This window comes from Saccharibacillus sp. JS10 (genome assembly GCF_024436065.1).
Lineage (GTDB): Bacteria > Bacillota > Bacilli > Paenibacillales > Paenibacillaceae > Saccharibacillus.
The window spans coordinates 497,901-519,437 of sequence record NZ_JANFNS010000001.1; the positions used below are offsets into that span (position 1 = coordinate 497,901).

Here is a 21,537-nt window from a genome sequence, read left to right on the forward strand (position 1 = left end):
CGAACTAACCGGGTCTTTCCTTTTTTATAGGGTTTAGTTTTATTTGTTTTTCGCAATGCGCTTCTCTAACTTTTTCACCAACTTCTTCGGCGTCTCTGCTTTCACCACTTCGCCTTTCACCATCGCAAAAGGCTCTGTCCGGCACAACCGGCATTCTTTGAGGCATGAGTCCTTTTTCACTTTAACGTCGTCATATTCGCCTTTGAGCGCTTTGTAAGCCGATTTCGAGAAACGGTCTAAGTTTTTTTGGCAAAATTCGATTTTCATGTTCGTTTCTCCTTCCGCGATTTGAACTCTTTGAGCCGATGACCGACATGGGTTCGGATCGAATATTCGTCATTGGGATAACGTTGAAGCAAATATTCGTAGATCGGCAATAAGATTGGATCGGTAACGCCGCCGAGCGATTGAAGTGCGGTCACTTGTATGCTCGGTTCGGAATCATCCCATAGAATCGGAATAAAAGCGTCCACATAATCTGCTTTTCGCGATGATTTACCTGCTTCCCAGATTGCGCTGTTACGAATTTGCCTATTGGAATTTTGAAAAGCAGGCAACATGACAGGAAGCGGATCTACTTCGGCGCTGTCGAGAATATAGCCGAGAAACCGGAACGTTTCCGGGTCGGTTTCGCGTGCAATCAACGGCTGAATCTCTTCTACGAACAAAGTCACGTCCTTTTTACGGTACCAACAAATTAACTGTGCCGCATGGCGCCGTTCTATCGTCTGCCGACTTCGCAACCCTTGTATCAATCTTGGATCAGCCAGATGCGGAGCATGTGCGGCAAGCAGCGTCAATGCCCAGTAACGCACCTGCTCCGCCGCATCTTGCAGACCATGATTCGCAACTTGTATCGCGGTATCATGCAAATAAGGGAAACGCAGCAAAGCTTTTAACGCTTGAGCACGAATTCCGGCTTTTTCTGGCAGCCTTGCAAGTTCGGTTAATTGTTGCTGGCTTCCACCAAGCGTCGTGCCAAACCAATGAATTTTAAATCCGGCAATAATCTCGTCCAACCAACGTTCATACCAATCCAGGAAATGATTTTCGTAAGTGAAAAAAGGACGATAGAATTCACTATCCCAATACAGAATCCGACCTTCATGTTCACCGCTTACAATCAATAGAATCTCATAGCTGGATCCCATCGTTCCGATCTCGACCGTACCGCTTAAAAGATTGGCTGCAGCTTCTTCATAGGCTTCATCGTCCAAATCTTCGTCTATAAGCGCAAAATCATTCTCCGATTGCCAATCTTGAGTCTCCAAATTGACTTTCAACACAGAAGGTATACCGATTCCAGTACGATCTGGCTTCATCTGCTGCACGTTGTATATGCCATAATAAGGCCCTGCGCCGCCGTTGCCTACAAGCGTTATAAAAGCAGCGAAAGCTTCCGGCAGCTTAACTCCCCAATCTTTTTCCAAATCGTTCAGTTCAGTCATAGTGATTGGTGCATGTAGTTGATAGTGATGGCTGCTGGCTCCAAATACATGCTCTGCTCCCGGCGTTTCGATAACTTGCGGGATCTTTTGGCGAATACGTTCAATTTGCTTGGCGTATTTGGCAAAAGGTAAAGCGTCTTGTTGATGTCTGTCCGATTGCGATGGTTCCATGCTCTCCCTCTCCTTTTCACATGAAAACTTTCCATTGTTTTTCAGGTTTTCATTGAGTTGTGAGCTATTACCTTTTATAATAAAACGGAAAAAGTTTTAATCGAAATCTAACAGAAAAAGGTGTCTTTCATTAATGAGTATACTAAATGTAGAACGACTCAGCCACGGCTTCGGCGACCGGGCTATTTTTAAAGATGTTTCTTTCCGTTTGCTAAAAGGCGAACATATCGGTCTGATCGGCGCCAATGGCGAAGGCAAATCGACGTTTATGAATATCGTAACAGGCAAGCTCCAACCGGACGAAGGCAAAGTCGAATGGTCGAAACGCGTTCGCGTCGGTTACCTCGATCAACATGCCGTATTGGAAAAAGGGCAAACGATCCGCGATGTGCTCAAAGGCGCTTTCCAATACTTGCTCGATATGGAACAAGAAATGAACGATATGTACGGTCGTATGGGCGAAGTGACGCCTGAAGAATTAGAAGAATTGCTGGAGCAAGTGGGTACGATTCAAGACACGCTCACCGCGCAAGACTTTTACCTGATCGATGCCAAAATCGACGAGACCGCTCGCGGTCTGGGTCTGACGGATGTCGGTCTGGATAAAGACGTAAACGATCTGTCCGGCGGACAACGTACCAAAGTCCTGCTCACCAAGCTTCTGCTTGAAAAACCGGATATCCTTCTCCTCGATGAGCCTACCAACTATCTGGACGAAGTGCATATCAACTGGTTGACGCGCTATCTGCAAGAATACGAAAATGCGTTTATCTTGATCTCTCACGATATTCCGTTCTTGAATAGCGTCGTGAATATCATCTACCATATGGAAAATCAAGAATTGAACCGTTACGTGGGCGATTACGATTATTTCCAAGAAGTCTACGCGATGAAAAAGCAACAATTGGAGTCGGCGTTCAAACGTCAACAACAAGAAATTTCGCAGCTTAAAGACTTCGTAGCACGGAACAAAGCCAGCGTGGCAACACGGAATATGGCGATGTCACGTCAGAAAAAGCTGGATAAGATGGACGTCATCGAACTTGCGCAAGAACGTCCGAAGCCGCAATTCAACTTCAAAGTAGGACGTACCGCAGGCAAGCTGATTTTCGAAACGAAAAATCTAGTCATCGGTTATAACGAACCGCTATCGCGTCCTCTCGACCTCAAAATGGAACGCGGGCAAAAAATCGCTCTTGTCGGCGCGAACGGTATCGGTAAAACGACGCTGCTGCGTAGTATCCTCGGCGAGATTCAAGCGATTTCCGGTACGGTTGAGCGCGGCGAACACCAGCAGATCGGCTATTTCGAACAAGAAATGAAAGGCGACGGTTCCAACACGTGTATCGAAGAAATTTGGAACGAGTTCCCTTCGCTTAGCCAATTCGAAGTTCGCGCGGCACTTGCCAAATGCGGTCTGACGACTAAGCATATCGAAAGCAAAATCACGGTGCTCAGCGGCGGCGAAAAAGCGAAAGTCCGTCTTTGCAAACTGATCAACCGCGAAACGAATATTCTCGTACTCGACGAGCCGACGAACCACTTGGACGTTGATGCGAAAGACGAATTGAAGCGTGCGCTGCAAGCTTACAAAGGTACGATTCTTATGATTTCTCACGAACCTGAATTCTATCGCGATATCGTGACGGAGACTTGGAACTGCGAATCGTGGACGACGAAAGTATTTTAAACAGTTCTGATTATGGATATAGGAAAGGCTCCTTCTTGTCAGGAGCCTTTTTTTGTTGGGCTGGTGAGGGGAAGCGAGGATACTGCGAGAGAAATTCGTTAGCGTATGCTTACGATGTGTCTTTCTTCGAAAGCCTTTAGGTCGCTTGTTGAACTCGGGAAAAGTGATTAGATTTTTATTGGTATTTTCCCGAGTAGCGATGCAAATTCGACAGTTATCTTTTGGAGAATTTGCATCACAAAGGCGAACATTCCCAGCATATGCTTCCGAAGTGCATTTCTGCGAAATGCTTAACCTACACTGAATTTCTCTCTCCGTCTCCTCGCTTCCCAGTTACGTTAGTTTTTATCAACACTTTAAAGACTCCTTATGATTAGGAGTCTTTTTACCCTATCGAATCTATAAAAAGACATCTCATTTACCTACGATATTCGTCAAAGTTCCTAACCCTTCGATAGAAATCTTCATTTCGTCACCGGGACGTAGCCATACGCGCTGATTTTCGGGTTGACCGAGGATTACGCCTTCGGGTGTGCCTGTCAGGATTACATCGCCGGGGCGTAGTGTGAAGTGCTTAGATACATAGGCGATGATTTCTCGGCAAGAGAAGATCATATCGGATGTATTGGAATTTTGAACGGTTTTGCCATTGATTTGAGCAGAAATATGTAGATGATTGGGATCGGGAACTTCATCTGCGGTGACTAGATAAGGCCCGATCGGCGCAAAGCCTTCTCCCGTTTTGCCAAGCAGCCATTGCCCGGAGAGCATTTGTAGATCACGCGCAGATAGATCATTGGCACAGCTGTAGCCAAATACATAATCTAAAGCTTCGGCTTCGCTTACGTTAGATGCCGTGCGCCCGATTACAATCGCAAGTTCCGCTTCGTAATCCAATTGCTTCGATTGTTTGGGATACGGGATAGAACCGTGATGAGCCGCGACGGAATCGGAAAATTTGCTGAATACGACGGGTTGCTTGGGCAATGGCATGTTCGTCTCTTCTGCGTGCTTTTTGTAATTTAATCCGATACAAATGAGTTTGCCCGGATTCAATACGGAAGGAAGCCAATTCACATTCTCTAGGGAACTCCATGCAAGCTTTGAACGTTCTACGTCTAGCTTCTGCCATAACGCTAAAATCTTCTCAACGATTTGTGGCGATTGCAGCAATTGATCTGTGCTGATTGGGAGCTTCTCTTCGCCTAACCACGGTTGTAACTCGTCCAAACGTACATAGTTGTCTTCTTCAACGATTGCAACGGTCGATTTTCCTTCATGCTGAATATTCGCAAACTTCATGAAATCGCTCCTTTTTAGTTTAAGTTGTTGGTGAAGTCGCCTTATAAAACACATCTCCGTGCATAACTTGCATCTCTTCCCAATTCCCCGGGTTCATCGTATCTGGCTGACGTCCTGCGGAGATTTCTTCGTAGAGCTTCACTTTTTCTTCTAAATGCCTCACATGACGCTTCGCTTCTTCCAATTGAGCACGTGCAAATTCTCCGTGTTGTCGCATGATCTCGCTACGCTCAAATAGCGTCGCTTCTCCTTGCAGACACAAATCAATATACCTTTTGATCGATTCGATCGGCATCCCCGATTGTTTCAAGCAACGAACGCCGTGCAACCAATTAATCGACATTTCATCGAACAGACGCACATTATGTTCGTTTCTCTTTATAGTAGGCACTAATCCTTTGTCGGTATAAAAACGAATCGCATGTTCCGTAAGCCCTGTGATCGAAGAAGCTTCTTTGACTGTGTACATGATTTCACTTCCTTTTTTCAAAAAAATCAAAAAAGCGCTTGCCTTCGTGTTACACGAAGGTCTTACGCTTAGTGTATAGCAAATCGATCGACAATAACATCCAAAAGATCGAATCGCTCATCTATCACTAGGAGGTTTTATCATGTCAACCGTTACGTTAAATAATGGAATTCAAATGCCGCTTCTTGGCTTCGGCGTGTACCAAATTCCGGACCCTCAGCAATGCGAAGATGCCGTATACGAAGCCCTACAAGCCGGGTATCGTCTGATCGATACGGCAGCGGGCTATATGAACGAAGAAGCTGTAGGTCGTGCGATCAAGCGTAGCGGAATTCCTCGCGAAGAATTGTTTATTACGACGAAAGTATGGATTCAAGATGCCGGTCATGAAAGTACGAAACTCGCGTTTGCCAAATCTTTGGCTAAGTTGCAATTGGATTATTTGGATCTGTATCTTGTTCACCAGCCATTCGGCGATTATTACGGGGCTTGGCGCGCAATGGAAGAACTTCATCTGGAAGGCAAAATCAGAGCGATTGGTGTCAGCAACTTTACGCCGGATCGATTAATGGATCTGATCGTGCATAATCAGATTGTTCCGGCGGTGAATCAGATTGAGACGCATCCGTTTTATCACCAAAACGAGAGTGCCGCCTTTATGTCTGAACAAGGCGTACAACATCAATCTTGGGCTCCTTTTGCCGAAGGATTGAATGGGATGTTCGAGAACGAAGTTCTTCAAAAAATAGCCGATTCTCATCAAAAATCGGTAGCACAAGTCATTTTGCGTTGGTTGATAGAGCGCAAGATCGTCGCGATTCCGAAATCTGTGAACAAAGAACGGATTATTGAAAACTTCGATATTTTCGACTTCGAACTAAGCGCCGCAGAACTGGAGCAAATCGCAGCGTTAGACCGAAATCAGACACTATTCATGTCTGTACACGATCCGAAATTCGTGAAAATGTTAGGCACGCTAACTGTCGAATTATAAACAAAAAATAAGCATCCGCGCTGCTTCATGCAGACGGATGCTTTTACTATTTAGGCGCAAAGCGCTTATTCGGTTCTGGTCTCGTAAGAATTTTCCCGATATTTGGACGTACTCTCACGATTCGGCTGCGGAGTGGATTCATTCGATTCGATAGACTCTGACTCGGTCGGCTGAAAATCAGAATGCCAAGCTTCGACTTTCTTTTTGCGCTTGCGTTGAAACCAACGCTCCAACCGATTCGCCGACTTCCGCTCATCTAGCGTCTTCTTCAAGCCTTTCATCAACAACTTGGAACGATCCTCGTCATTACGTTCTAACTCGTGGAGGTCCTTCAGAAATTCATTGTTCATATTATGCATCTCCATGTACAAGGTCTCCTCTCAGTATATCGAACATACGTTCTTTTGTCGAGTTCTTTATCACTTTATCTCTTATGATCTTGTTTATGATTTCTTTCTCGATTCTGCTCTTCTAATGAAGGAGTACCTTCTATTACCCACATCAAAAAATAAAAAACTCTCCTGGTAAGAGAGTTTGAGAACTTAACAACTTACACTGCCAATAAACCTCTTCGCTCCGCCAAACTAATCGAAGCTTCCACTCCCGACCCGAACTCCAAATAATCATTTTCTACGCCATCGCTAAAGATCACGCCGCTTTCCGGCATTTGCGAAATGATCCGCAGCGGCTGACGTTCGTCGATTTTCCCGAAGACTAGATTCGCCGACGTGGTGCGGCTCGGATAAGGTTCGCGCACACTATAATACAGATAAGGCGAATCCCAGCCAAACGAAGGATCAGGCGCCAAAGCTCCTCTTGACGATTGCCCCGCTGCACTCGAAGCAATCCCTGCCGCGCCTGCCAATACGCTGCGTAGCCATCCTGTCGAACCCATTCCTGTCGATACGATAATTCCGCTCGACGATTGCTGCTCCGCATGCTCGTTGATTCGGAGCTCATATCTTGCCGATACATGCGTACGTCGCCCGATAAACAAATCATTCACCGCGTATAACGTCTGCCCGTCGTTTAACTGAGCTTGAGCCAATCTGACTTCTTTGAGCGGACGCTTATTTTGCATCAGATCGCGTACTACAGCCGGTAACTCCCTTGTCGTAAAAGGTAGAAGTGCTCCATCCCACCGTTTGGGATCAGGATTCACTCCGATTAACGGCTGTTGTCCCGCATATTTGAGCGTATTTGCCACTAGACCGTCTTGTCCTAGGACGACGACTATATCTTTCGCCCCAAAAATAAAGTTCGACACATGCTCTCGGTCCACTTGCTGGACACGTCCAATCACGCTAAGATATTCTGTCGCCTGAACAAGGGCTTCGCGGTATACTTGGTCTTCTACCAAATAATCTCCAAAGTCCGCGCCTAGACGCTCAACATAAAATTGCGCTTGCTGAATCGTATTGTATCGCACCACCAACTCTTCCAGGCGCGTCCGGCGCTTCACGAGCACGATCTTCGCTTCTGTTTCCGGTGCTCCGGCTTCCCTTGTACCTGCAGACATCTGTCCTTGTCGATGACTTTCTTTTTTTCCGAAAAAACTCATCGCTGAGCCGCCCCTCTCGTAGCCTCTCCGCTCATCAAGCTTTGCAGCAGATCCGGCGAAATATTGAGTTGACCGATCTTCTCGGCATTGCCGGCAATTTCCTGGAATGCGATCGCGATCAATTTATCCGGCTTCATATCCATATTCGTCATCGCTTGCAGCACATTCGGATTTACACTTTCCAGCGATTTCATAACGGCTGTCAACTCGTAGGCTTTCGCATCGGCAGCTGTTTTCCGATTCGTTGTTTCCAAGCCGATCAGGTCTTGTCTGCGTTCTTCCATTCCGATGTCAAAGCTGAGCTGTTCTTGCTCCATTTCATGCCGCTTTTGCTTCACGGCTTGTTCAGCATTCAATTGAGTTTCGCGGATTTGGCGCTTTTTCGTTTCGACCGCGATTTCGGTATTCAATTCATTTTCTTTCACTTGGCGTTCTTGCTGAATCGAAGCATTTCGGCGACGATATAACGCTTCATCCGCATCTTGTAAAATTTCTTCCCGAGCTTTGGCTTCGAGTGCCCGCATCGTATCTTTATTTGGCAAAATAGCTAGAATCGACAGTCCCATCAGTTCAACGCCGAGTGCCGCCAATTCTTCATCGCCTGCAAGTTCTCGGCGCATATTTTGAGCCAGAGTTTCGCTAGCTTGAATCGCTTCCCGCAGCGGCATCCGAGCAAGCCCACGTTTGATACGTACTTTGACAATATTGACGACACGTTGACTAAGCAGCGCCGGATCATCCGAGAGGTACCGGTGTCTTTTCAGATCATACGTGTAATTCAAGACTTCGGTCATACGGCGATACTCGGCGATTCGATAAATTAATTGTCCTTGTACCGTAATTTTCTGATAATCGCTTGTCATTTCATCGAACATAAATGGAACATCGATCGAAGATACCGGAACAACCACTACCGACGTCGTAGGTGCATAGTAGTGAAAAGCAAGACCGACGCCTTCTTTGACGACTTTACCGTTTTTGATTTTCATGACATATTCACTCGGTTGAAATTTAGCAAATCGGAATCCGAACATAAGAAGTTCCCCGCTTTCGTTATTTGATTTGTTATTGTCGTTTCGACTTTAACAACACAATAGCATAATAAATCGATATTATCAATATGATATTTACAAAAAGTTACGAACAAATTAAAAAAAGCTTTATCCTAATTGAGGACAAAGCTTAGATCGATTTTCTATTCTATATTTTCACGTCATTAATTTAATGCGATAACCGCCAGAACAAAACAAACGTATAAAACACCGCCGCCAAAATGAGCTGAATACGATAACCGTTTTTCTCTTGCGGATCTGCCTGAATATAGATGGCAATATTTGCGAGCAGATTAGGGATATAAACAGCTCCAAGTAATAATAATCCTGTCGAATAGCTAACTAATTGCAAATCTCCACCAATATAACCGAGTACAAGAAAACCCAAAACAAAAAAGACCAGCGTGATAATATGCCATCTGTCCATCTTTTTCCTATCTATGTTTTTAATCCATCGAATTATGGTTTTTCACCTCATTTACACGAATATTGCGATTCTACAACATCATTTGATATTGCCGCAATAAATGTCTGGCTTCTTCCCGAATCTCTGCATCGGAATCCGTAGATGCTTGTTCCAAAAAGCTGTACGCTTGTTTGCCATATTCGCTAAGTCTACTCAAAACCGCTTTGCGAAGAGTGACACCGGATGAAGGCAAAGCGATAAGTTTCCCATACTTGGCTAGCAAAGACGGTAAAGGCACTCCTTCTAACGCACACACCGCTGTTTCTTGCACAATCTGATTCGTATCATCTAAAGCCTCACCCAACTGCGTCGCATAGACTTCTTTACCTGGCAGCCGCCCTGCGTGGAAGATGGCTTCTCGGCGCAGTTCAGGATCAGGATGCGTAAAGAAAGGAATCAAGGCATTTAACGGATTAGCAGATCCACGCTCCAAGATTCGAATCAGTTGACAAAAAAGCTCCGGGTCTTCTTCTTGCATCAACTTTTGTTGAATTAAAGAGGTTAACTCGCCGCCTCCCGGTTCGCCATACATATCGATTTGGCGAGCCGCGTTCAACCGTTCTTCGATCAATGGACCAGATAGGGCTTGCCGCAAAAAAGGAATCGCTTGCTCATAGTTTTTTTGCGCCAAAATTTCTATAGCTGCATTCCGAACTATTTTCGAAGAATCGGTACATTGCTCGAACAAAAAAGATAACGTTTCTGTTTTGAGCTTGGGCAGCTTGTACATGCCTTGAATTGCACTGACCTTCACTTGTTCTTCCAAGCTACTTAAATACAAATCGATCAAGACCATATCATCGCCCGCAGGCTTTGTCGCAAACCATCCAAGATCGTAGCCGCCAATCACTTCATCCAACCAACGTTCGTACCATTCCAGAAAATTAGCCTCGTATGTAAAAAAAGGAATTTGCTCATTATGATCGATATAGACGACGCGCCCGCGATAAGGTCCATTTAAGACAAGCATCATTTCAAAAGTCCAGCCCATTGATCCGATTCCGAGCATTCCGCCGTAAAGTTCAAGTTTGTGATCTTGAGAGTAAGCAATCAGAGCTTGCCAATGCTTTCGTGTCATCTTCGGGCTCAACAAACAATCTTGTTGCAAAAGTTCCGGCGAACTCTCTAAATCCAATTCACGTATTCCGTGATAAGGCCCCGCTCCGCCGTTCCCGACACCTTTTAAAAATTCGGCAAATTCTTGGGGCAAAGTGACTTGGGTTTGAGCTTCGAATATTTCGATTTGTTCTTGTTCCAACGGTAGATAGCTTTCGTAGCGATGCCGCTTGGCACCAAATTCCTTAAAATTCGGATCACGCTTTGTTGCCATCTTTAATTTCCAAAGTATTCGCTCCAATTGCGCTTGCTTATTCACGTCATGTTCCTCCTCGAAAAATAAAGCCGAGCTGCAAGCATCAGCCTTTTGTATTCATTTTTCAATTAACGTCTATGTTATAATTTCAATTTGTAATCATAAACAAGAAATTTTTTACTACTGTGCTTGATTGTAACGGGTTGGAGAGTTTTGTGCAAAATTCCAAATTACCTATTTTACTGATTTTTATAATACGTTTGCATACAAAAAAGCGGCTTCCGCTTCGTTTATCGAAGGGAACCGCTTTTTTTCTATTTAAAACAGATAAAACGACTTAATGCGATTCTCCCGAACCTGCTTTGGCATTGCCCATAAAAGCAATCGCGACGGCTGCAAGCGCAATCGGAATCAAGGCAAACAAGAACATCGAAGTAATCGAATCCGACATAGCATTCACGATTTTCGTCAAAATATCCGGTGGAATCTGCGCGCGAACATCCGATTGGAACACGCTACGAAGATCACCGCCCGCAAATCCAGAAGCTGCATTTTCTTGCCCTGCGAAAGCGTCTTTGAGACGACTTGCCAAAACACTACTTTGGATCGCGCCGAAGATCGTAATGCCTAACGTCATACCGAACGAACGCAAAAACGAATTCGTTGAATTGGCTGTTCCTCGATACTGCGGCTCCAAATTATGAATCGAAGCGGTTGGCAGCATGGAGAACGAGAATCCGACACCGAATCCGGCAAGAACCATATAGATGGTCAGCAGCACACGAGACGTATCCGGTGACATAAACGCAAGTAATGCCATTCCGGCGAAAAATGAAATGACCGAGATCGTCATCAGGCGACGGAACGGAACTTTCGCTTGAAATACACCGCCGATGCCGCTACCCGCTACAGAACCAAGCATCATTGGAGTTAAAATTAAACCTGCGTTGGTTGCCGATCCGCCGTAGACAGCTTGAACAAACAACGGAATATACACTGTCAGAATAATAAAAGTCGCTCCGTACAAAAAAGCCAAGACTTGCGCCGAAGCGAACAACCGACGTTTAAACAACCAAAAAGGCAAAATCGGATCTGCCGCTTTGCGCTCCGCAAATACGAAAGCGATAAAAAAGACAGCAAACGCTGCAAATAAGGATAAAATCGGTACTGAATTCCATCCATAACCATCCGACCCACCAAGCTCTAATGCAAACATCAAAGCCACGATGGAAGTGACCAGCGTGATCGCACCGATCCAATCGATCTGTTGTTTGCGATGTACAGCTGATTCTTTGTAGAAAGTCATGATCAAGATCAATGCGACAATCCCGATCGGAACGTTCACATAAAATACCCAGTGCCAACCGATACCTTCGGTAATATATGCACCAAGCAGAGGACCGAGTACACTTGAAATACCGAATACCGCGCCAAGCAATCCTGTCATTTTACCGCGTTTTTCCGGTGGAAACGTATCAAAAATGATCGTGAATGCAATCGGCATCAACGCACCGCCACCGATTCCTTGAATCGCGCGGAACAAGCTAAGCTGCGTCATCGTTTGCGCTAATCCGCAAAGCGCAGAACCGATCAAAAATACAATTAAACCAAAAACGAAAAAGCGTTTGCGTCCGTACATATCGGACAATTTACCGAAGATCGGCATCCCTGCCATCGTCGCGACCATATAAGCGGATGTTACCCAGACAAATTGATCCAGTCCGCCCAGATCTGCAACAATCGTTCCCATCGCAGTAGCAACAATGGTATTATCCATCGCCGCCATCAAAATGCTGAGCAGTAACCCTGCTACAATCCATTTTGTATTGACTTGATTCATGACTTTTTCACCCAACCTTTACGTACTTTAATTTGTTTAAATCGTAAATGACCAGTGGGTCATTGTCAAGAATCTTTTATGTCTAATTAGCCATAACCCAATTCAAATGAATTTAAACTTCCTTTCCCCTACTTATGTTGTATAATAAATCCAGAAGCAACTCAGCCACCTATTGCGAAAGGAGTTTTATTTTTGGGTCAATTCGATTGGGAACAAGAAAGAGCCGAATCTGCGAAACGTTCTTCTTCCCCTCTTAGTTCTGATGAGTATGATAGACAAAATCCTTACAACAATCCTCCTTATCCAGATCCTTATCATCAACAGCGTTTTGCTCCGCCGCGTCCTGATCGCTTCGGGATGGCAATGACGGGGTTTATCCTTGGACTATTCAGTTTTGCGGTTCCTCTGCAAATTTTAATGCTTATCTTTTGGGTACCCGATTCAAATAGTAGCAGCGATCTAGGTGCCATGCTGCTTATCCTACTTCTACTTACACCTTTTACCGCTGTAGTAGGTATCATTTTATCGATTATAGCCGTACGCAGTTCTCGCGGAGCCAAACTTGCCATTGCAGGCATTTGGTTTAGCGCTTTATCGATGATTGTAATCAGCGCTTTAGTATTATTAATTTTTATCGGTCTGGCGTTCTCGTAAATCATCCAAAAAACAAAAAAGCCTTCAATCTTTAAAGAGTATCCCATCCGGTACCTTTTAAAGATTGAAGGCTTTTTGCAAACGATTATACTACATTTAATATTTTCTAAACTGATTCGGCGACATCCCTGTTCTTGATTTAAAAAACTTAGAGAAGTTAGCCGGATATTCGAACCCTAGATGATAAGCAATCGTGGAGATCGGCTCTGAAGTTCCAGAGAGCAGATTTTTGGCAAGGTCGGTAATCTGATAATGAATATGCTCTTGTGTATTTTTGCCGGTTTCTTTTTTTAACAAATCACTTAAGTAGTTCGTGGAATAACCCATCTCTTTAGCGAGTTCCTTGACACTGGGAATCCCGGTTTCTTGTAAACGCTGCACCGTAAAACTGTCTTTTACCAATTTTTCGAAGCGATCCACGACATCATGATTAGCCGTTTTTCGAGTAATAAATTGCCTGCCGTAAAAGCGTTGGGCATAATTGAGCAGTAGTTCAAGATTGGAGATGATTAAGTCCAAAGAATAGATATCGATATTTTGATTAAATTCTTCGGTGAGGATTTGCACGATTTGCGTCACTACAGCTTTTTCTTTTTCAGATAAATGAAGCGCTTCATGAAGGGAATAGGAGAAGAACGAATATTCGTCCATTTTGCTGCCCAGCGAACTTTTGCGAATCAAGTCCGGGTGAAAACACAACATCCAACCTTCTGTAGCTTCATAATGAGGATCAAAGTCTACCACAAGCCGCTGTTCCGGTGCCATAAAAATCATGCTGCCTTCGTTAAAGTCATAAGAGCGTCGTCCGTATTGCATATTAAAATTCGTACCCTTTTTCAAAGAAATCGTATAAAAAGCGTTTACAAACTGAATATTGTTATACGTCTGATCCGGTTTAAACTTATTTAATTCGATACAAGTGATTAGCGGATGTTTAGGTTTTTCATATCCCAAAAGCTCATGCAGCATAGATATGGAGTCAATTCTAATGATTTCGTTCATCTCAAAATATGACTCCTGTCATTTCTTCTGAACGGTTCCACAATTGTTTGGCGTTTTTTTCATCATGAGAAGATTTGCTGGACGGATGCACGATTGGGTAGCCTTTGATATTCATCATTCCTGAAGGCCCGTAAAAATCGCCTGATTTCGCTTCTTCATCAAAAGCCGCCCTAAGCGTAGGCAAAGCCCCCATACTCGCATGTTGCGAAATCAATTTAGTGATGCCTCTCAAAAACGCGCTATGTCTTTGTAAATCTGTCGCCGCGATTCCGGGATGGGCAGCTACGACTTTAGGATGGCCGCCTTCTGAATTCAATTTGCGCACAAGCTCATAAGTAAAATAAAGATTCGCTAACTTGCTATCGGCATAAGCTTGATTCGTGCTGTATTTTCTTTTTTCCCAATTCAAATCGTCAAAATTGATCTTGCCCATCATATGAGCCGAACTTGAAAGGACGACGATTCTGGAGCGGGCTGTTTTTTTCAGTGCAGGCATCAGTAAACCGGTTAGCGCAAAATGCCCTAAATGATTAGTGCCCAATTGATTTTCGAATCCATCGGCGGTTTGGGAATAAGGCGTATACATAATACCCGCGTTGTTAATCAAAATATCCAAGTAGTCGTAATCTTCTAAAAATGAATGGGCAAAAGCTTTAACCGAATCTAAATCCGCTACGTCTAATTTTCGAACATCAATATTCGCTTGCGGAAATTCTTTTTTGATTTCGATTGCTGCTTCTTTTCCTTTATCAACATTACGTACAGCCATTATGACTTTTGCACGTTTGGATGAAATGACTTTTACCGCTTCTTTTCCGATTCCGCTTGAAGAACCGGTTACGATCATCACTCTTCCTTGTTGATCTGCTATCTCCGCTCCATCCCATTGTCGTTTACTCATCGCCTTCTCCTGCCCTTCTCACCTTTGGATTGAATATATATGTTCAGTACGTCTGCTTTTGTTAACCTCATCATACGATCAATCCAAAGTTTGGTATATATACGCATCCTCTGTAGACTTATCCGAATCCCGGTACTCTCTAAATCAATCATTTAAACTACGCAAAAAAAACCTACAAGAGGACTTTTCTTAAAGTGTCCATCTTGTAGGTTAATGTAGATGAATCAAAGACTTTTAACCGCGCCCCCGTCGACTAGCAAGGCTTGCCCTGTTATATACGTATTAGCGAAGGAACCGTAGAAGGCTACAATTTTCCCAAACTCGTCAGGCTGACCGAGACGTCCTAAAGGAATCGCACGTTCATTTTCTTTACGCACTTCTTCTTCTGTACGTCCCGATTTCTCGGCTTGCGCAGCATCCAGTTCCAAAATCCGATCCGTTTCGATCCGTCCGGGTGCGACTGTGTTAATTAAGATGTGATCCGGCGCAAGCTCAGTTGCTAATGATTTCGTCAGTGCATATACACCAGCTCGGAACACATTCGATAAAATTAATCCGTCGATCGGCTGCTTGATCGAAGTCGAAGTCAGATTGACGATACGACCGCCTAAAGCTTGGCGCATATACGGCAATGCTTCTCGAATCAGACGAATCGTACCCAGCAGATTCAACTCATACGCATGTTGCCAATCTTCATCTGACATATCCGCGAAATGACCGCCTTTTGGACCACCCGCATTGCAGACCAAGACGTCTAATCCGCCGAACTTTTCAGCTGACTTTGCGATTGCATCGCGTACCTCGTCTTCTTTGCCTACATCCATCGTCACCGTAAAGACTTCGACGCCCGTATGCTCCGCAATATAAGCTTTAGCTTCTGCTAAACTTTTTTCGCTTCGACTGGAGATGGTGACATTCGCGCCTTCTCTAGCAAATTCGAGTGCCGACGCACGCCCTAACCCTTTACTCGCTGCCGCAACAAACACCGATTTTCCTTTTAAGCCTAAATCCATTTGTGATGCCTCCTTCATGATTCTTTTAATTTTTGTCCTACATTAAATGAGCTGCTCTTTGTTCCGTGTTTTTAGCATTCTTTCTACATATAAAACGGCAAACTCGATTCGAAACCAATCTTATGTATAACCCGGTTTATTATTTGAATAGCATTTTATATTTCACAATATTCATTTTCTTTCTCTTAATAAGCTGAATTGTAAATTGATAAAGAGGTTTAAAGGATTTTTCCTTTTGGACCTCTTTATCAACAGCACGGAATATTAATTAGACTTTAAACATTCAGACGTATCTCCATTCATTTTTTTATTTCAAGCCACTTTTAAATAAGAGACTTTTAAAAAAATTCAGAAAAGATTTAAAGTTTTATTTACGTTAATTTCTTCTGGTGGAGCGAGACTAGCAATAGTCTGTTGACTAAACTGATGAAGAGTCTTCCAAGAACCACTATTTAATCGGACGTAAGCTTCGTAGGAAGGAAAGCCATCTTGAGTACCGTTAATAGAAACAACACCATTTTTATAAACAGTAACTGTGAACGTGTAATTGATTGCAGGAGCAAAAGGCTCAAAAGGATTTCGCGAATCACAAATACATTTTATTTGAATACGGTCATCAGCGGCTCCCGTCATTTTTGAACTAGAAGCTACTAAAGAATGAGTAATTGTATTGGGATTTTGTTTCAGAGTATCACTCCAAATAATAGCATCTCCCGGTCGAACTACAGAACGATGAGTCTGACCCGTGTCAGTAAATCCTTGCCATGAAGCTCCATTGTTATCAAAATTAAAAGTCAAATATTGTTTAGTACGGTAACTAGCATTTTCAGAAGTAGAAAACCCTCGGTTATCACCACTGTAATAGACAATCGCATTACCAGTAGGTACTCCAAAAACAACGGGTTCTACAATAAAAGTTTGAAGTTTAAGTGCAACGCTAAATGCCATATTATTGGCCTCCTAATAAGTTTTCAAAAGAAACTTTATGAAGATGCATCTTTTAGACTCATCTCCTAGTCTAAAAGATTTTTATAAAATTCCTCTTGTATCTTTAAAGGAGAAATAAAAAGCATAATTACAAGTACTTTTTAAAAATATGATAATATTATTAAGCATGATATAATTAACTTGTAATTTATAAGGTCTTTAGGAGGTAACACAGTGTTTAAAGGAGCCATAATTCTACTTAGTTTACTATCTTATTCTTCTGGCTTTTTAAGTTACATTTATTCCTTGCAATTGATTTTTGGTCAATCGCTCAAATCAGACTTTGGATTTGTTTTATTCACAACTCTTTTAGGTTTTCTTCTTGTTGCATGCCCTTTGTATATCGGAATGGTTTACTTAGTAGATAAAATATTCAAAAGTTCTAAAATATTTCTCTATCCATTAGTTTGTGTAATGATTTTCTTTGTACCTACACTTTTAGTATTGCTCATTTGGGGTGGTGTTAGCCCTTTTTCTTCAGAAGCACAGGTTTTTTATTTTTTCTATTTATCTTCAGGTATAGTTTTTGGAGTCGGATATCGAATCATTCAATATATGAAATTAGGCAGCTTTTACAAATCTGCTAATTAGGATAAGGGCACGAAAGGAGCGATGACGATGGAACTCGGCTCCAATATCCGCGCCATACGTAAACGCAAAGGAATCACGATCGCTGCGATCTGCGCGGCAACCGGCTTGTCGCAAGGGTTTATGAGCCAAGTCGAAAACGATAAAACTTCGCCTTCTATCGCTACACTCGAACAAATCGCGATAGCACTCGATGTATCGGTCGCGTATTTACTGCTCAAAAAAGAAGAACGCATGGAAGTGATTCGCAAAAGCGAACGGCAACAGCTCTCCGGCGGAAAACCGCAGATCAATCTTGCTCACGTGGGGCGTACGCCTCATCTACGTATGACATTGATTGAACTTGCACCTGGATCAGCTTCCGGGGATGAACCTCATGCCCATGAAGGTGAAGAAATCCATATGATTGTCAGCGGATCGGTCACTGCAAAACAAGGCGAAGATCAGTTTACTTTGTATGAAGGCGACACGTTCAGTTGGAATGCTTCCGTGCCGCATCGGGTTTGGAACGATGGCGATACTCCTGCAGTCGTGCTTATTGCCGTTTATACCGAGACTGAGCGGAATGTCGAACCGATCTAAATAGTCTCTATTTGCTGTACACAAAAAGTCGCGTGGACCGAAATGTTTTCGGCTCACGCGACTTTTTATATACATTAGATATTCGAGATTGTATTTTTCACTGCCCGGTTTCCGTAACAACTTGCTTTTTTCTAAATGGAGGAAGCTCCAGATTTGTTCCGGCACGCCATAACCACTCGAAAGGTCCATACAAGAAATAACGAAGCCAATAATGACTGACAATCATCTGTAGAATGAAAAAAGCAATCCCAATCGGCACGACAATCGTCATCGACAGACTTCCGATAAGACCGATCGAAGCAAAAATGCCTTCTCCAGGTTCTTTGAACAACGATACGAATATAAGAGATTGCATCAGATAATTGGTGAACGCCATCCGCCCCACAGCTCGGAAAGGCTCGAGTACGCGTGCATGTCCATGACCGGCAAGTCCAATGACCACCAATACCGCTCCAATCGTAACGGCAAAGCAAGCGACAGGATGAAATGAAGAAATCCATACATTATTCATCGGGCTGCTATACAAATATTTACCAAGCCAACCTGCCAGCAAAAGAATAATTCCGATCGTAGATGCCCAAATCGGATGTTTCGGCAACCGTGTAAACAATCCGCTTCGATACGCATACATACCGAATAAGAAAAAGGTCAAATGCTCAACCGCCAAGATCAACTCTCCAAATGCTGTAGACAAATAAGGATTGGAGAAAAACAGATCGGGATTAGGCAAACGCAATACTCCGCTATAAATAAGTGAAGAAGGAGATAAAAGCTGTAACCATTCGGTCATCTGTGGACTCATGGCGCTCTGAATTTCGTAAGAAGTCACGACAAATAATACGACGCCCGCAATCAACAGTAGCCATCTCGGCATCCATAGAAAGAGCAACAGCAAAAATCCATCGAGCGCATACATGAACAAAATATCGCCGTTCCATACCGCGAAAACATGCAGCGCGCCGAACAGTAGCAACATGCACATACGACGCAGAAGCATCGGATACGGACGTCGTCCTTTACGCACCGAAGCATCAAAGATCAGCATCATACTGATTCCGAACATAAAAGAAAATAACGGACGGGCGCTATTCCCGAATAAGACATCGATCGCGTTCCACAAAAATACGCCGATTTTATCTGTTTCGTTAAGCGAAGCGCCTGTCAGATGCGTTAAATTGCATAGAAAAATAGCAAATAAAGCGATCCCCCGAAGTTGATCCAGAACGTGAATCCGTCCTTCTGGCGTTCCTTTTGCCGCTTTTACGCGCAGCGGTAATGTAGTTTCGTGACTCATGCGAAAATCAGACCTTTCTTTGTCCAAGACCTTTAAGCGGTCTATATCAGTATGTAGAAATCCTGTTCTTATTCTAGCCGCGGCAAGCGAGCAACTCTTCCTTTGGAAAATACAATTGAGTGACAAGTTTGTTACGAAGTGAGGGGACGCTACTTGGCTGCTTTTGAGGTAGGGGTGTGGCGGGGAGGCGCTACGAGAGAAATTCGTTTCGGTCGCTTGTTGAAATCAAGAAAATTTGATTAAACTTGGATTAGGTTTTTCTCGATTTCAAAGGCGAACATTCCATTCCTCCACTGAATTTCTCTCTCCGCTTTGTTCGCACGCGCAAGTAGCGTTTTGGGGACAGGATAGCCGCTTCCTTTTTGGGAAGCGGCAATTACCAGTCTTGGGTTTATTTAAGTTCTTTAAGTTCTTTAAGTTCTTTAAGTTCTTTGAAGCTTCGTTTTTTGTATACATACAAAAAAGAACAAGATAAAAAAGCCACTCCCCAATAAGAGAGTGGCTTTAAATTTTTACAACACCCACCGTAACTGGAAGTAAGGAGACGAAGAGGTGAATTCAGTGCAGGAGAGTTAGCGTTCGCCTTTGAAATTGGAAAAAACCAAATAAAAACTTCAATCTCTTTTCCAATTTCAACAAGCGACCGAAACGAATTCACCTCGAAGTCTCCTTACTTCCCCCACACACTCACATCAAGCCCAAAGAAATATACTTAACCTCCAAGTATTCCTCGATCCCATAATGTCCGCCTTCTCTGCCTAAGCCGCTTTCTTTAAATCCGCCAAAAGGAGCCTGAGCGGTAGAAGGCAAAGGATCGTTCAATCCGACGATGCCGAATTGTAGACGTTCCGCGATTTGGATCGCTTCGGTGATCTTTTCAGTGAACACATAAGCGGCAAGTCCGTAAGGGCTGTGATTCGCGCGTTCAATCGCTTCATCCACCGTTTGGAATGTCGTAACCGGAGCCAAAGGCCCGAAAGTTTCCTCGTTCATACAAACCATATCGTCGGTGACGTTCGTGATTAAGGTCGGCTCTACGAAATGACCGTTAGGAAGTCCTTCGACGCGCGAACCTCCGACAAGGACTTTGGCGCCTTTGCCAACTGCGTCTTCGATCTGCGCCAATACTTTATCCACGGCGGCTTTATTAATCAGCGGGCCGATCTCTACGCCTTCGTCCAGACCGTTGCCGACTTTAAGCTCAGATACTTTTTCCGCGGCAAGCTTCGAAAAGGACTCGGCGATACTTTCATGTACGTAAATCCGGTTGGTGCAGACGCAAGTCTGACCGCCGTTACGGAATTTAGACGAGATCATGCCTTCGACCGCTTTTTGTAGATCGGCATGTTCGGTCACGATAAACGGAGCATGTCCGCCAAGTTCGAGCGATACTTTTTTCATCGTGTCAGCGGCGCCTTTCATCAGCTCTTTACCGATTTTCGTCGATCCCGTGAAGGACAATTTGCGCACGCGAGCATCTTCTTGCCATACGCCGCCGATCTCGCTTGGAACGCCTGTCACGATATTGATCACGCCAGCCGGAATTCCGGCTTCTTGCGCGAGTTCGACCAATCGCAGCGCGGTAAACGGCGTTTCTTCCGAAGGCTTTATCACAACGGTACAACCCGCTGCCAATGCTGGAGCGGCTTTACGCGTAATCATCGAAGCCGGGAAATTCCACGGTGTGATTAGAGCGGCTACGCCAACCGGTTGCTTGGTCACCCAGATTCGTTTTTCCGAAGATGAAGCCGGAATCGTCTCTCCGTAGACCCGCTTTCCTTCTTCGGCATACCATTGGATAAAGCTATTCGCATAATCGATCTCGCCTGCTGCTTCGGCAAGCGGTTTGCCTTGCTCAAGCGTCATGATTTTGGCAAGCTCTTCTCGGTGCTCCGCGATCAACTGATACCACTTGGTCAATAGTTCGCTCCGCTGCATGGCAGCAAGCGCCGACCAAGCTGGAAAAGCATCATATGCGGCATCCACAGCCGCTTTGGCGTCTTCTTTCGTTGCTTTTGCCACGTTGCCGACAAGTTCTCCATTCGCCGGATTGCGGACTTCAATCTTTTCGGATGTGTTTTTCCATGTGTCTCCGATTAACAATCGACCTTCTTGATTCATGACTCATCCATCCTTCCATGCGCTATCGCAAATGATTCTATGGCGACAAGTCACCTATTTCTTCTCTATTCATATACCCGAAGTACAGAT

Annotated in this window: 22 protein-coding genes; 5 read left to right on the top strand and 17 right to left on the bottom strand. The window is 44.1% G+C overall.

Translation table 11 applies throughout. The features are described 5' to 3' along the window. Positions 1–39: 39 nt before the first annotated feature. Complete coding sequence (locus tag NOM90_RS02270) at positions 40–267, bottom strand: YuzB family protein (protein ID WP_255939670.1); 228 nt, start codon at positions 265–267, stop codon at positions 40–42. Then, positions 264–1,619: an SMI1/KNR4 family protein gene (locus NOM90_RS02275; RefSeq protein ID WP_255939671.1), complete on the bottom strand. Its 1,356-nt coding sequence runs from the start codon at positions 1,617–1,619 to the stop codon at positions 264–266. Before NOM90_RS02275 ends, NOM90_RS02270 begins: the two co-directional genes overlap by 4 nt. A 133-nt stretch (positions 1,620–1,752) precedes the next feature. Between NOM90_RS02275 and NOM90_RS02280 the strand changes: the two genes are divergently transcribed. Continuing rightward, positions 1,753–3,309 carry an ABC-F family ATP-binding cassette domain-containing protein gene (locus NOM90_RS02280; RefSeq protein ID WP_255939672.1) on the top strand — a complete coding sequence of 519 codons (1,557 nt, stop codon included), beginning with the start codon at positions 1,753–1,755 and terminating at the stop codon, positions 3,307–3,309. A gap of 414 nt (positions 3,310–3,723) precedes the next feature. On the opposite strand, the gene NOM90_RS02285 is transcribed toward NOM90_RS02280, so the two are convergent. Beyond that, positions 3,724–4,611, bottom strand: a complete 888-nt coding sequence (locus tag NOM90_RS02285) for a fumarylacetoacetate hydrolase family protein (protein ID WP_255939673.1) — start codon at positions 4,609–4,611, stop codon at positions 3,724–3,726. 19 nt (positions 4,612–4,630) lie between these two features. Continuing rightward, complete coding sequence (locus NOM90_RS02290) at positions 4,631–5,080, bottom strand: MerR family transcriptional regulator (protein ID WP_255939675.1); 450 nt, start codon at positions 5,078–5,080, stop codon at positions 4,631–4,633. A gap of 142 nt (positions 5,081–5,222) precedes the next feature. On the opposite strand from NOM90_RS02290, the gene NOM90_RS02295 reads away from it, so the two are divergent. After that, entirely contained in the window at positions 5,223–6,074 is an 852-nt protein-coding gene (locus NOM90_RS02295; RefSeq protein WP_255939677.1) for an aldo/keto reductase, read from the top strand. 65 nt (positions 6,075–6,139) lie between these two features. Here NOM90_RS02295 and NOM90_RS02300 read toward each other — a convergent pair whose 3' ends face one another. The 6 genes from NOM90_RS02300 to NOM90_RS02325 form a co-directional block, all read right to left on the bottom strand. Then, a complete protein-coding gene (locus NOM90_RS02300) occupies positions 6,140–6,439 on the bottom strand; it encodes a hypothetical protein (RefSeq protein ID WP_255939679.1) in 300 nt (99 codons plus the stop codon). Between the two features lie 185 nt (positions 6,440–6,624). After that, entirely contained in the window at positions 6,625–7,593 is a 969-nt protein-coding gene (locus NOM90_RS02305; protein WP_255940514.1) for an NAD(+)/NADH kinase, read from the bottom strand. A 38-nt stretch (positions 7,594–7,631) separates the two neighbouring features. Then, positions 7,632–8,669, bottom strand: coding sequence for an SPFH domain-containing protein (locus NOM90_RS02310; RefSeq protein ID WP_255939680.1), 1,038 nt, complete (start codon positions 8,667–8,669; stop codon positions 7,632–7,634). A gap of 187 nt (positions 8,670–8,856) precedes the next feature. Further along, positions 8,857–9,114 (bottom strand): hypothetical protein, encoded by a 258-nt coding sequence (locus tag NOM90_RS02315; protein WP_255939681.1) that lies wholly within the window; start codon positions 9,112–9,114, stop codon positions 8,857–8,859. A gap of 70 nt (positions 9,115–9,184) precedes the next feature. Further along, complete coding sequence (locus NOM90_RS02320) at positions 9,185–10,528, bottom strand: HEAT repeat domain-containing protein (RefSeq protein WP_255939682.1); 1,344 nt, start codon at positions 10,526–10,528, stop codon at positions 9,185–9,187. Between the two features lie 274 nt (positions 10,529–10,802). Then, a complete protein-coding gene (locus NOM90_RS02325) occupies positions 10,803–12,305 on the bottom strand; it encodes an MDR family MFS transporter (protein ID WP_255939684.1) in 1,503 nt (500 codons plus the stop codon). A gap of 192 nt (positions 12,306–12,497) precedes the next feature. Here NOM90_RS02325 and NOM90_RS02330 point away from each other — a divergent pair, with 192 nt between their 5' ends. Further along, the gene (locus NOM90_RS02330) at positions 12,498–12,959 is read left to right on the top strand and encodes a hypothetical protein (RefSeq protein ID WP_255939686.1); all 462 of its coding nucleotides are present in this window, start codon (positions 12,498–12,500) and stop codon (positions 12,957–12,959) included. Between the two features lie 96 nt (positions 12,960–13,055). Here the strand turns inward: NOM90_RS02330 and NOM90_RS02335 are convergent, their stop codons facing one another. The 4 genes from NOM90_RS02335 to NOM90_RS02350 form a co-directional block, all read right to left on the bottom strand. Next, positions 13,056–13,961 carry a helix-turn-helix domain-containing protein gene (locus tag NOM90_RS02335; RefSeq protein WP_255939687.1) on the bottom strand — a complete coding sequence of 302 codons (906 nt, stop codon included), beginning with the start codon at positions 13,959–13,961 and terminating at the stop codon, positions 13,056–13,058. Position 13,962: 1 nt separating this feature from the next. Beyond that, positions 13,963–14,862 carry an oxidoreductase gene (locus NOM90_RS02340; protein ID WP_255939688.1) on the bottom strand — a complete coding sequence of 300 codons (900 nt, stop codon included), beginning with the start codon at positions 14,860–14,862 and terminating at the stop codon, positions 13,963–13,965. Positions 14,863–15,086: 224 nt separating this feature from the next. Next, the gene (locus NOM90_RS02345) at positions 15,087–15,875 is read right to left on the bottom strand and encodes an SDR family oxidoreductase (RefSeq protein ID WP_255939689.1); all 789 of its coding nucleotides are present in this window, start codon (positions 15,873–15,875) and stop codon (positions 15,087–15,089) included. A 348-nt stretch (positions 15,876–16,223) separates the two neighbouring features. After that, on the bottom strand, positions 16,224–16,823 hold the full coding sequence (locus tag NOM90_RS02350) for a DUF3238 domain-containing protein (protein WP_255939690.1): 600 nt from the start codon (positions 16,821–16,823) through the stop codon (positions 16,224–16,226). A 213-nt stretch (positions 16,824–17,036) separates the two neighbouring features. Between NOM90_RS02350 and NOM90_RS02355 the strand changes: the two genes are divergently transcribed. Both NOM90_RS02355 and NOM90_RS02360 read left to right on the top strand, forming a co-directional pair. Further along, positions 17,037–17,453, top strand: a complete 417-nt coding sequence (locus tag NOM90_RS02355; RefSeq protein ID WP_255939691.1) for a hypothetical protein — start codon at positions 17,037–17,039, stop codon at positions 17,451–17,453. Between the two features lie 27 nt (positions 17,454–17,480). Next, on the top strand, positions 17,481–18,032 hold the full coding sequence (locus tag NOM90_RS02360; protein ID WP_255939692.1) for a helix-turn-helix domain-containing protein: 552 nt from the start codon (positions 17,481–17,483) through the stop codon (positions 18,030–18,032). Between the two features lie 97 nt (positions 18,033–18,129). Here NOM90_RS02360 and NOM90_RS02365 read toward each other — a convergent pair whose 3' ends face one another. The 3 genes from NOM90_RS02365 to NOM90_RS02375 form a co-directional block, all read right to left on the bottom strand. Then, positions 18,130–19,326, bottom strand: coding sequence for a DUF418 domain-containing protein (locus NOM90_RS02365; protein WP_255939693.1), 1,197 nt, complete (start codon positions 19,324–19,326; stop codon positions 18,130–18,132). Positions 19,327–19,717: 391 nt separating this feature from the next. Further along, positions 19,718–19,984 (bottom strand): hypothetical protein, encoded by a 267-nt coding sequence (locus NOM90_RS02370; RefSeq protein WP_255939695.1) that lies wholly within the window; start codon positions 19,982–19,984, stop codon positions 19,718–19,720. Positions 19,985–20,013: 29 nt separating this feature from the next. Next, entirely contained in the window at positions 20,014–21,447 is a 1,434-nt protein-coding gene (locus NOM90_RS02375) for an NAD-dependent succinate-semialdehyde dehydrogenase (RefSeq protein ID WP_255939697.1), read from the bottom strand. Positions 21,448–21,537: the final 90 nt, after the last annotated feature.

What these genes read in the sequence shown, in the direction of transcription:
- NOM90_RS02270 (WP_255939670.1), bottom strand. Translation starts at nt 267, where the DNA reads ATGAAAATCGAATTTTGCCAAAAAAACTTAGACCGTTTCTCGAAATCG.
- NOM90_RS02275 (WP_255939671.1), bottom strand. Translation starts at nt 1,619, where the DNA reads ATGGAACCATCGCAATCGGACAGACATCAACAAGACGCTTTACCTTTT.
- NOM90_RS02280 (WP_255939672.1), top strand. Translation starts at nt 1,753, where the DNA reads ATGAGTATACTAAATGTAGAACGACTCAGCCACGGCTTCGGCGACCGG.
- NOM90_RS02285 (WP_255939673.1), bottom strand. Translation starts at nt 4,611, where the DNA reads ATGAAGTTTGCGAATATTCAGCATGAAGGAAAATCGACCGTTGCAATC.
- NOM90_RS02290 (WP_255939675.1), bottom strand. Translation starts at nt 5,080, where the DNA reads ATGTACACAGTCAAAGAAGCTTCTTCGATCACAGGGCTTACGGAACAT.
- NOM90_RS02295 (WP_255939677.1), top strand. Translation starts at nt 5,223, where the DNA reads ATGTCAACCGTTACGTTAAATAATGGAATTCAAATGCCGCTTCTTGGC.
- NOM90_RS02300 (WP_255939679.1), bottom strand. Translation starts at nt 6,439, where the DNA reads ATGGAGATGCATAATATGAACAATGAATTTCTGAAGGACCTCCACGAG.
- NOM90_RS02305 (WP_255940514.1), bottom strand. Translation starts at nt 7,593, where the DNA reads ATGTCTGCAGGTACAAGGGAAGCCGGAGCACCGGAAACAGAAGCGAAG.
- NOM90_RS02310 (WP_255939680.1), bottom strand. Translation starts at nt 8,669, where the DNA reads ATGTTCGGATTCCGATTTGCTAAATTTCAACCGAGTGAATATGTCATG.
- NOM90_RS02315 (WP_255939681.1), bottom strand. Translation starts at nt 9,114, where the DNA reads ATGGACAGATGGCATATTATCACGCTGGTCTTTTTTGTTTTGGGTTTT.
- NOM90_RS02325 (WP_255939684.1), bottom strand. Translation starts at nt 12,305, where the DNA reads ATGAATCAAGTCAATACAAAATGGATTGTAGCAGGGTTACTGCTCAGC.
- NOM90_RS02335 (WP_255939687.1), bottom strand. Translation starts at nt 13,961, where the DNA reads ATGAACGAAATCATTAGAATTGACTCCATATCTATGCTGCATGAGCTT.
- NOM90_RS02340 (WP_255939688.1), bottom strand. Translation starts at nt 14,862, where the DNA reads ATGAGTAAACGACAATGGGATGGAGCGGAGATAGCAGATCAACAAGGA.
- NOM90_RS02345 (WP_255939689.1), bottom strand. Translation starts at nt 15,875, where the DNA reads ATGGATTTAGGCTTAAAAGGAAAATCGGTGTTTGTTGCGGCAGCGAGT.
- NOM90_RS02350 (WP_255939690.1), bottom strand. Translation starts at nt 16,823, where the DNA reads ATGGCATTTAGCGTTGCACTTAAACTTCAAACTTTTATTGTAGAACCC.
- NOM90_RS02360 (WP_255939692.1), top strand. Translation starts at nt 17,481, where the DNA reads ATGGAACTCGGCTCCAATATCCGCGCCATACGTAAACGCAAAGGAATC.
- NOM90_RS02365 (WP_255939693.1), bottom strand. Translation starts at nt 19,326, where the DNA reads ATGAGTCACGAAACTACATTACCGCTGCGCGTAAAAGCGGCAAAAGGA.
- NOM90_RS02375 (WP_255939697.1), bottom strand. Translation starts at nt 21,447, where the DNA reads ATGAATCAAGAAGGTCGATTGTTAATCGGAGACACATGGAAAAACACA.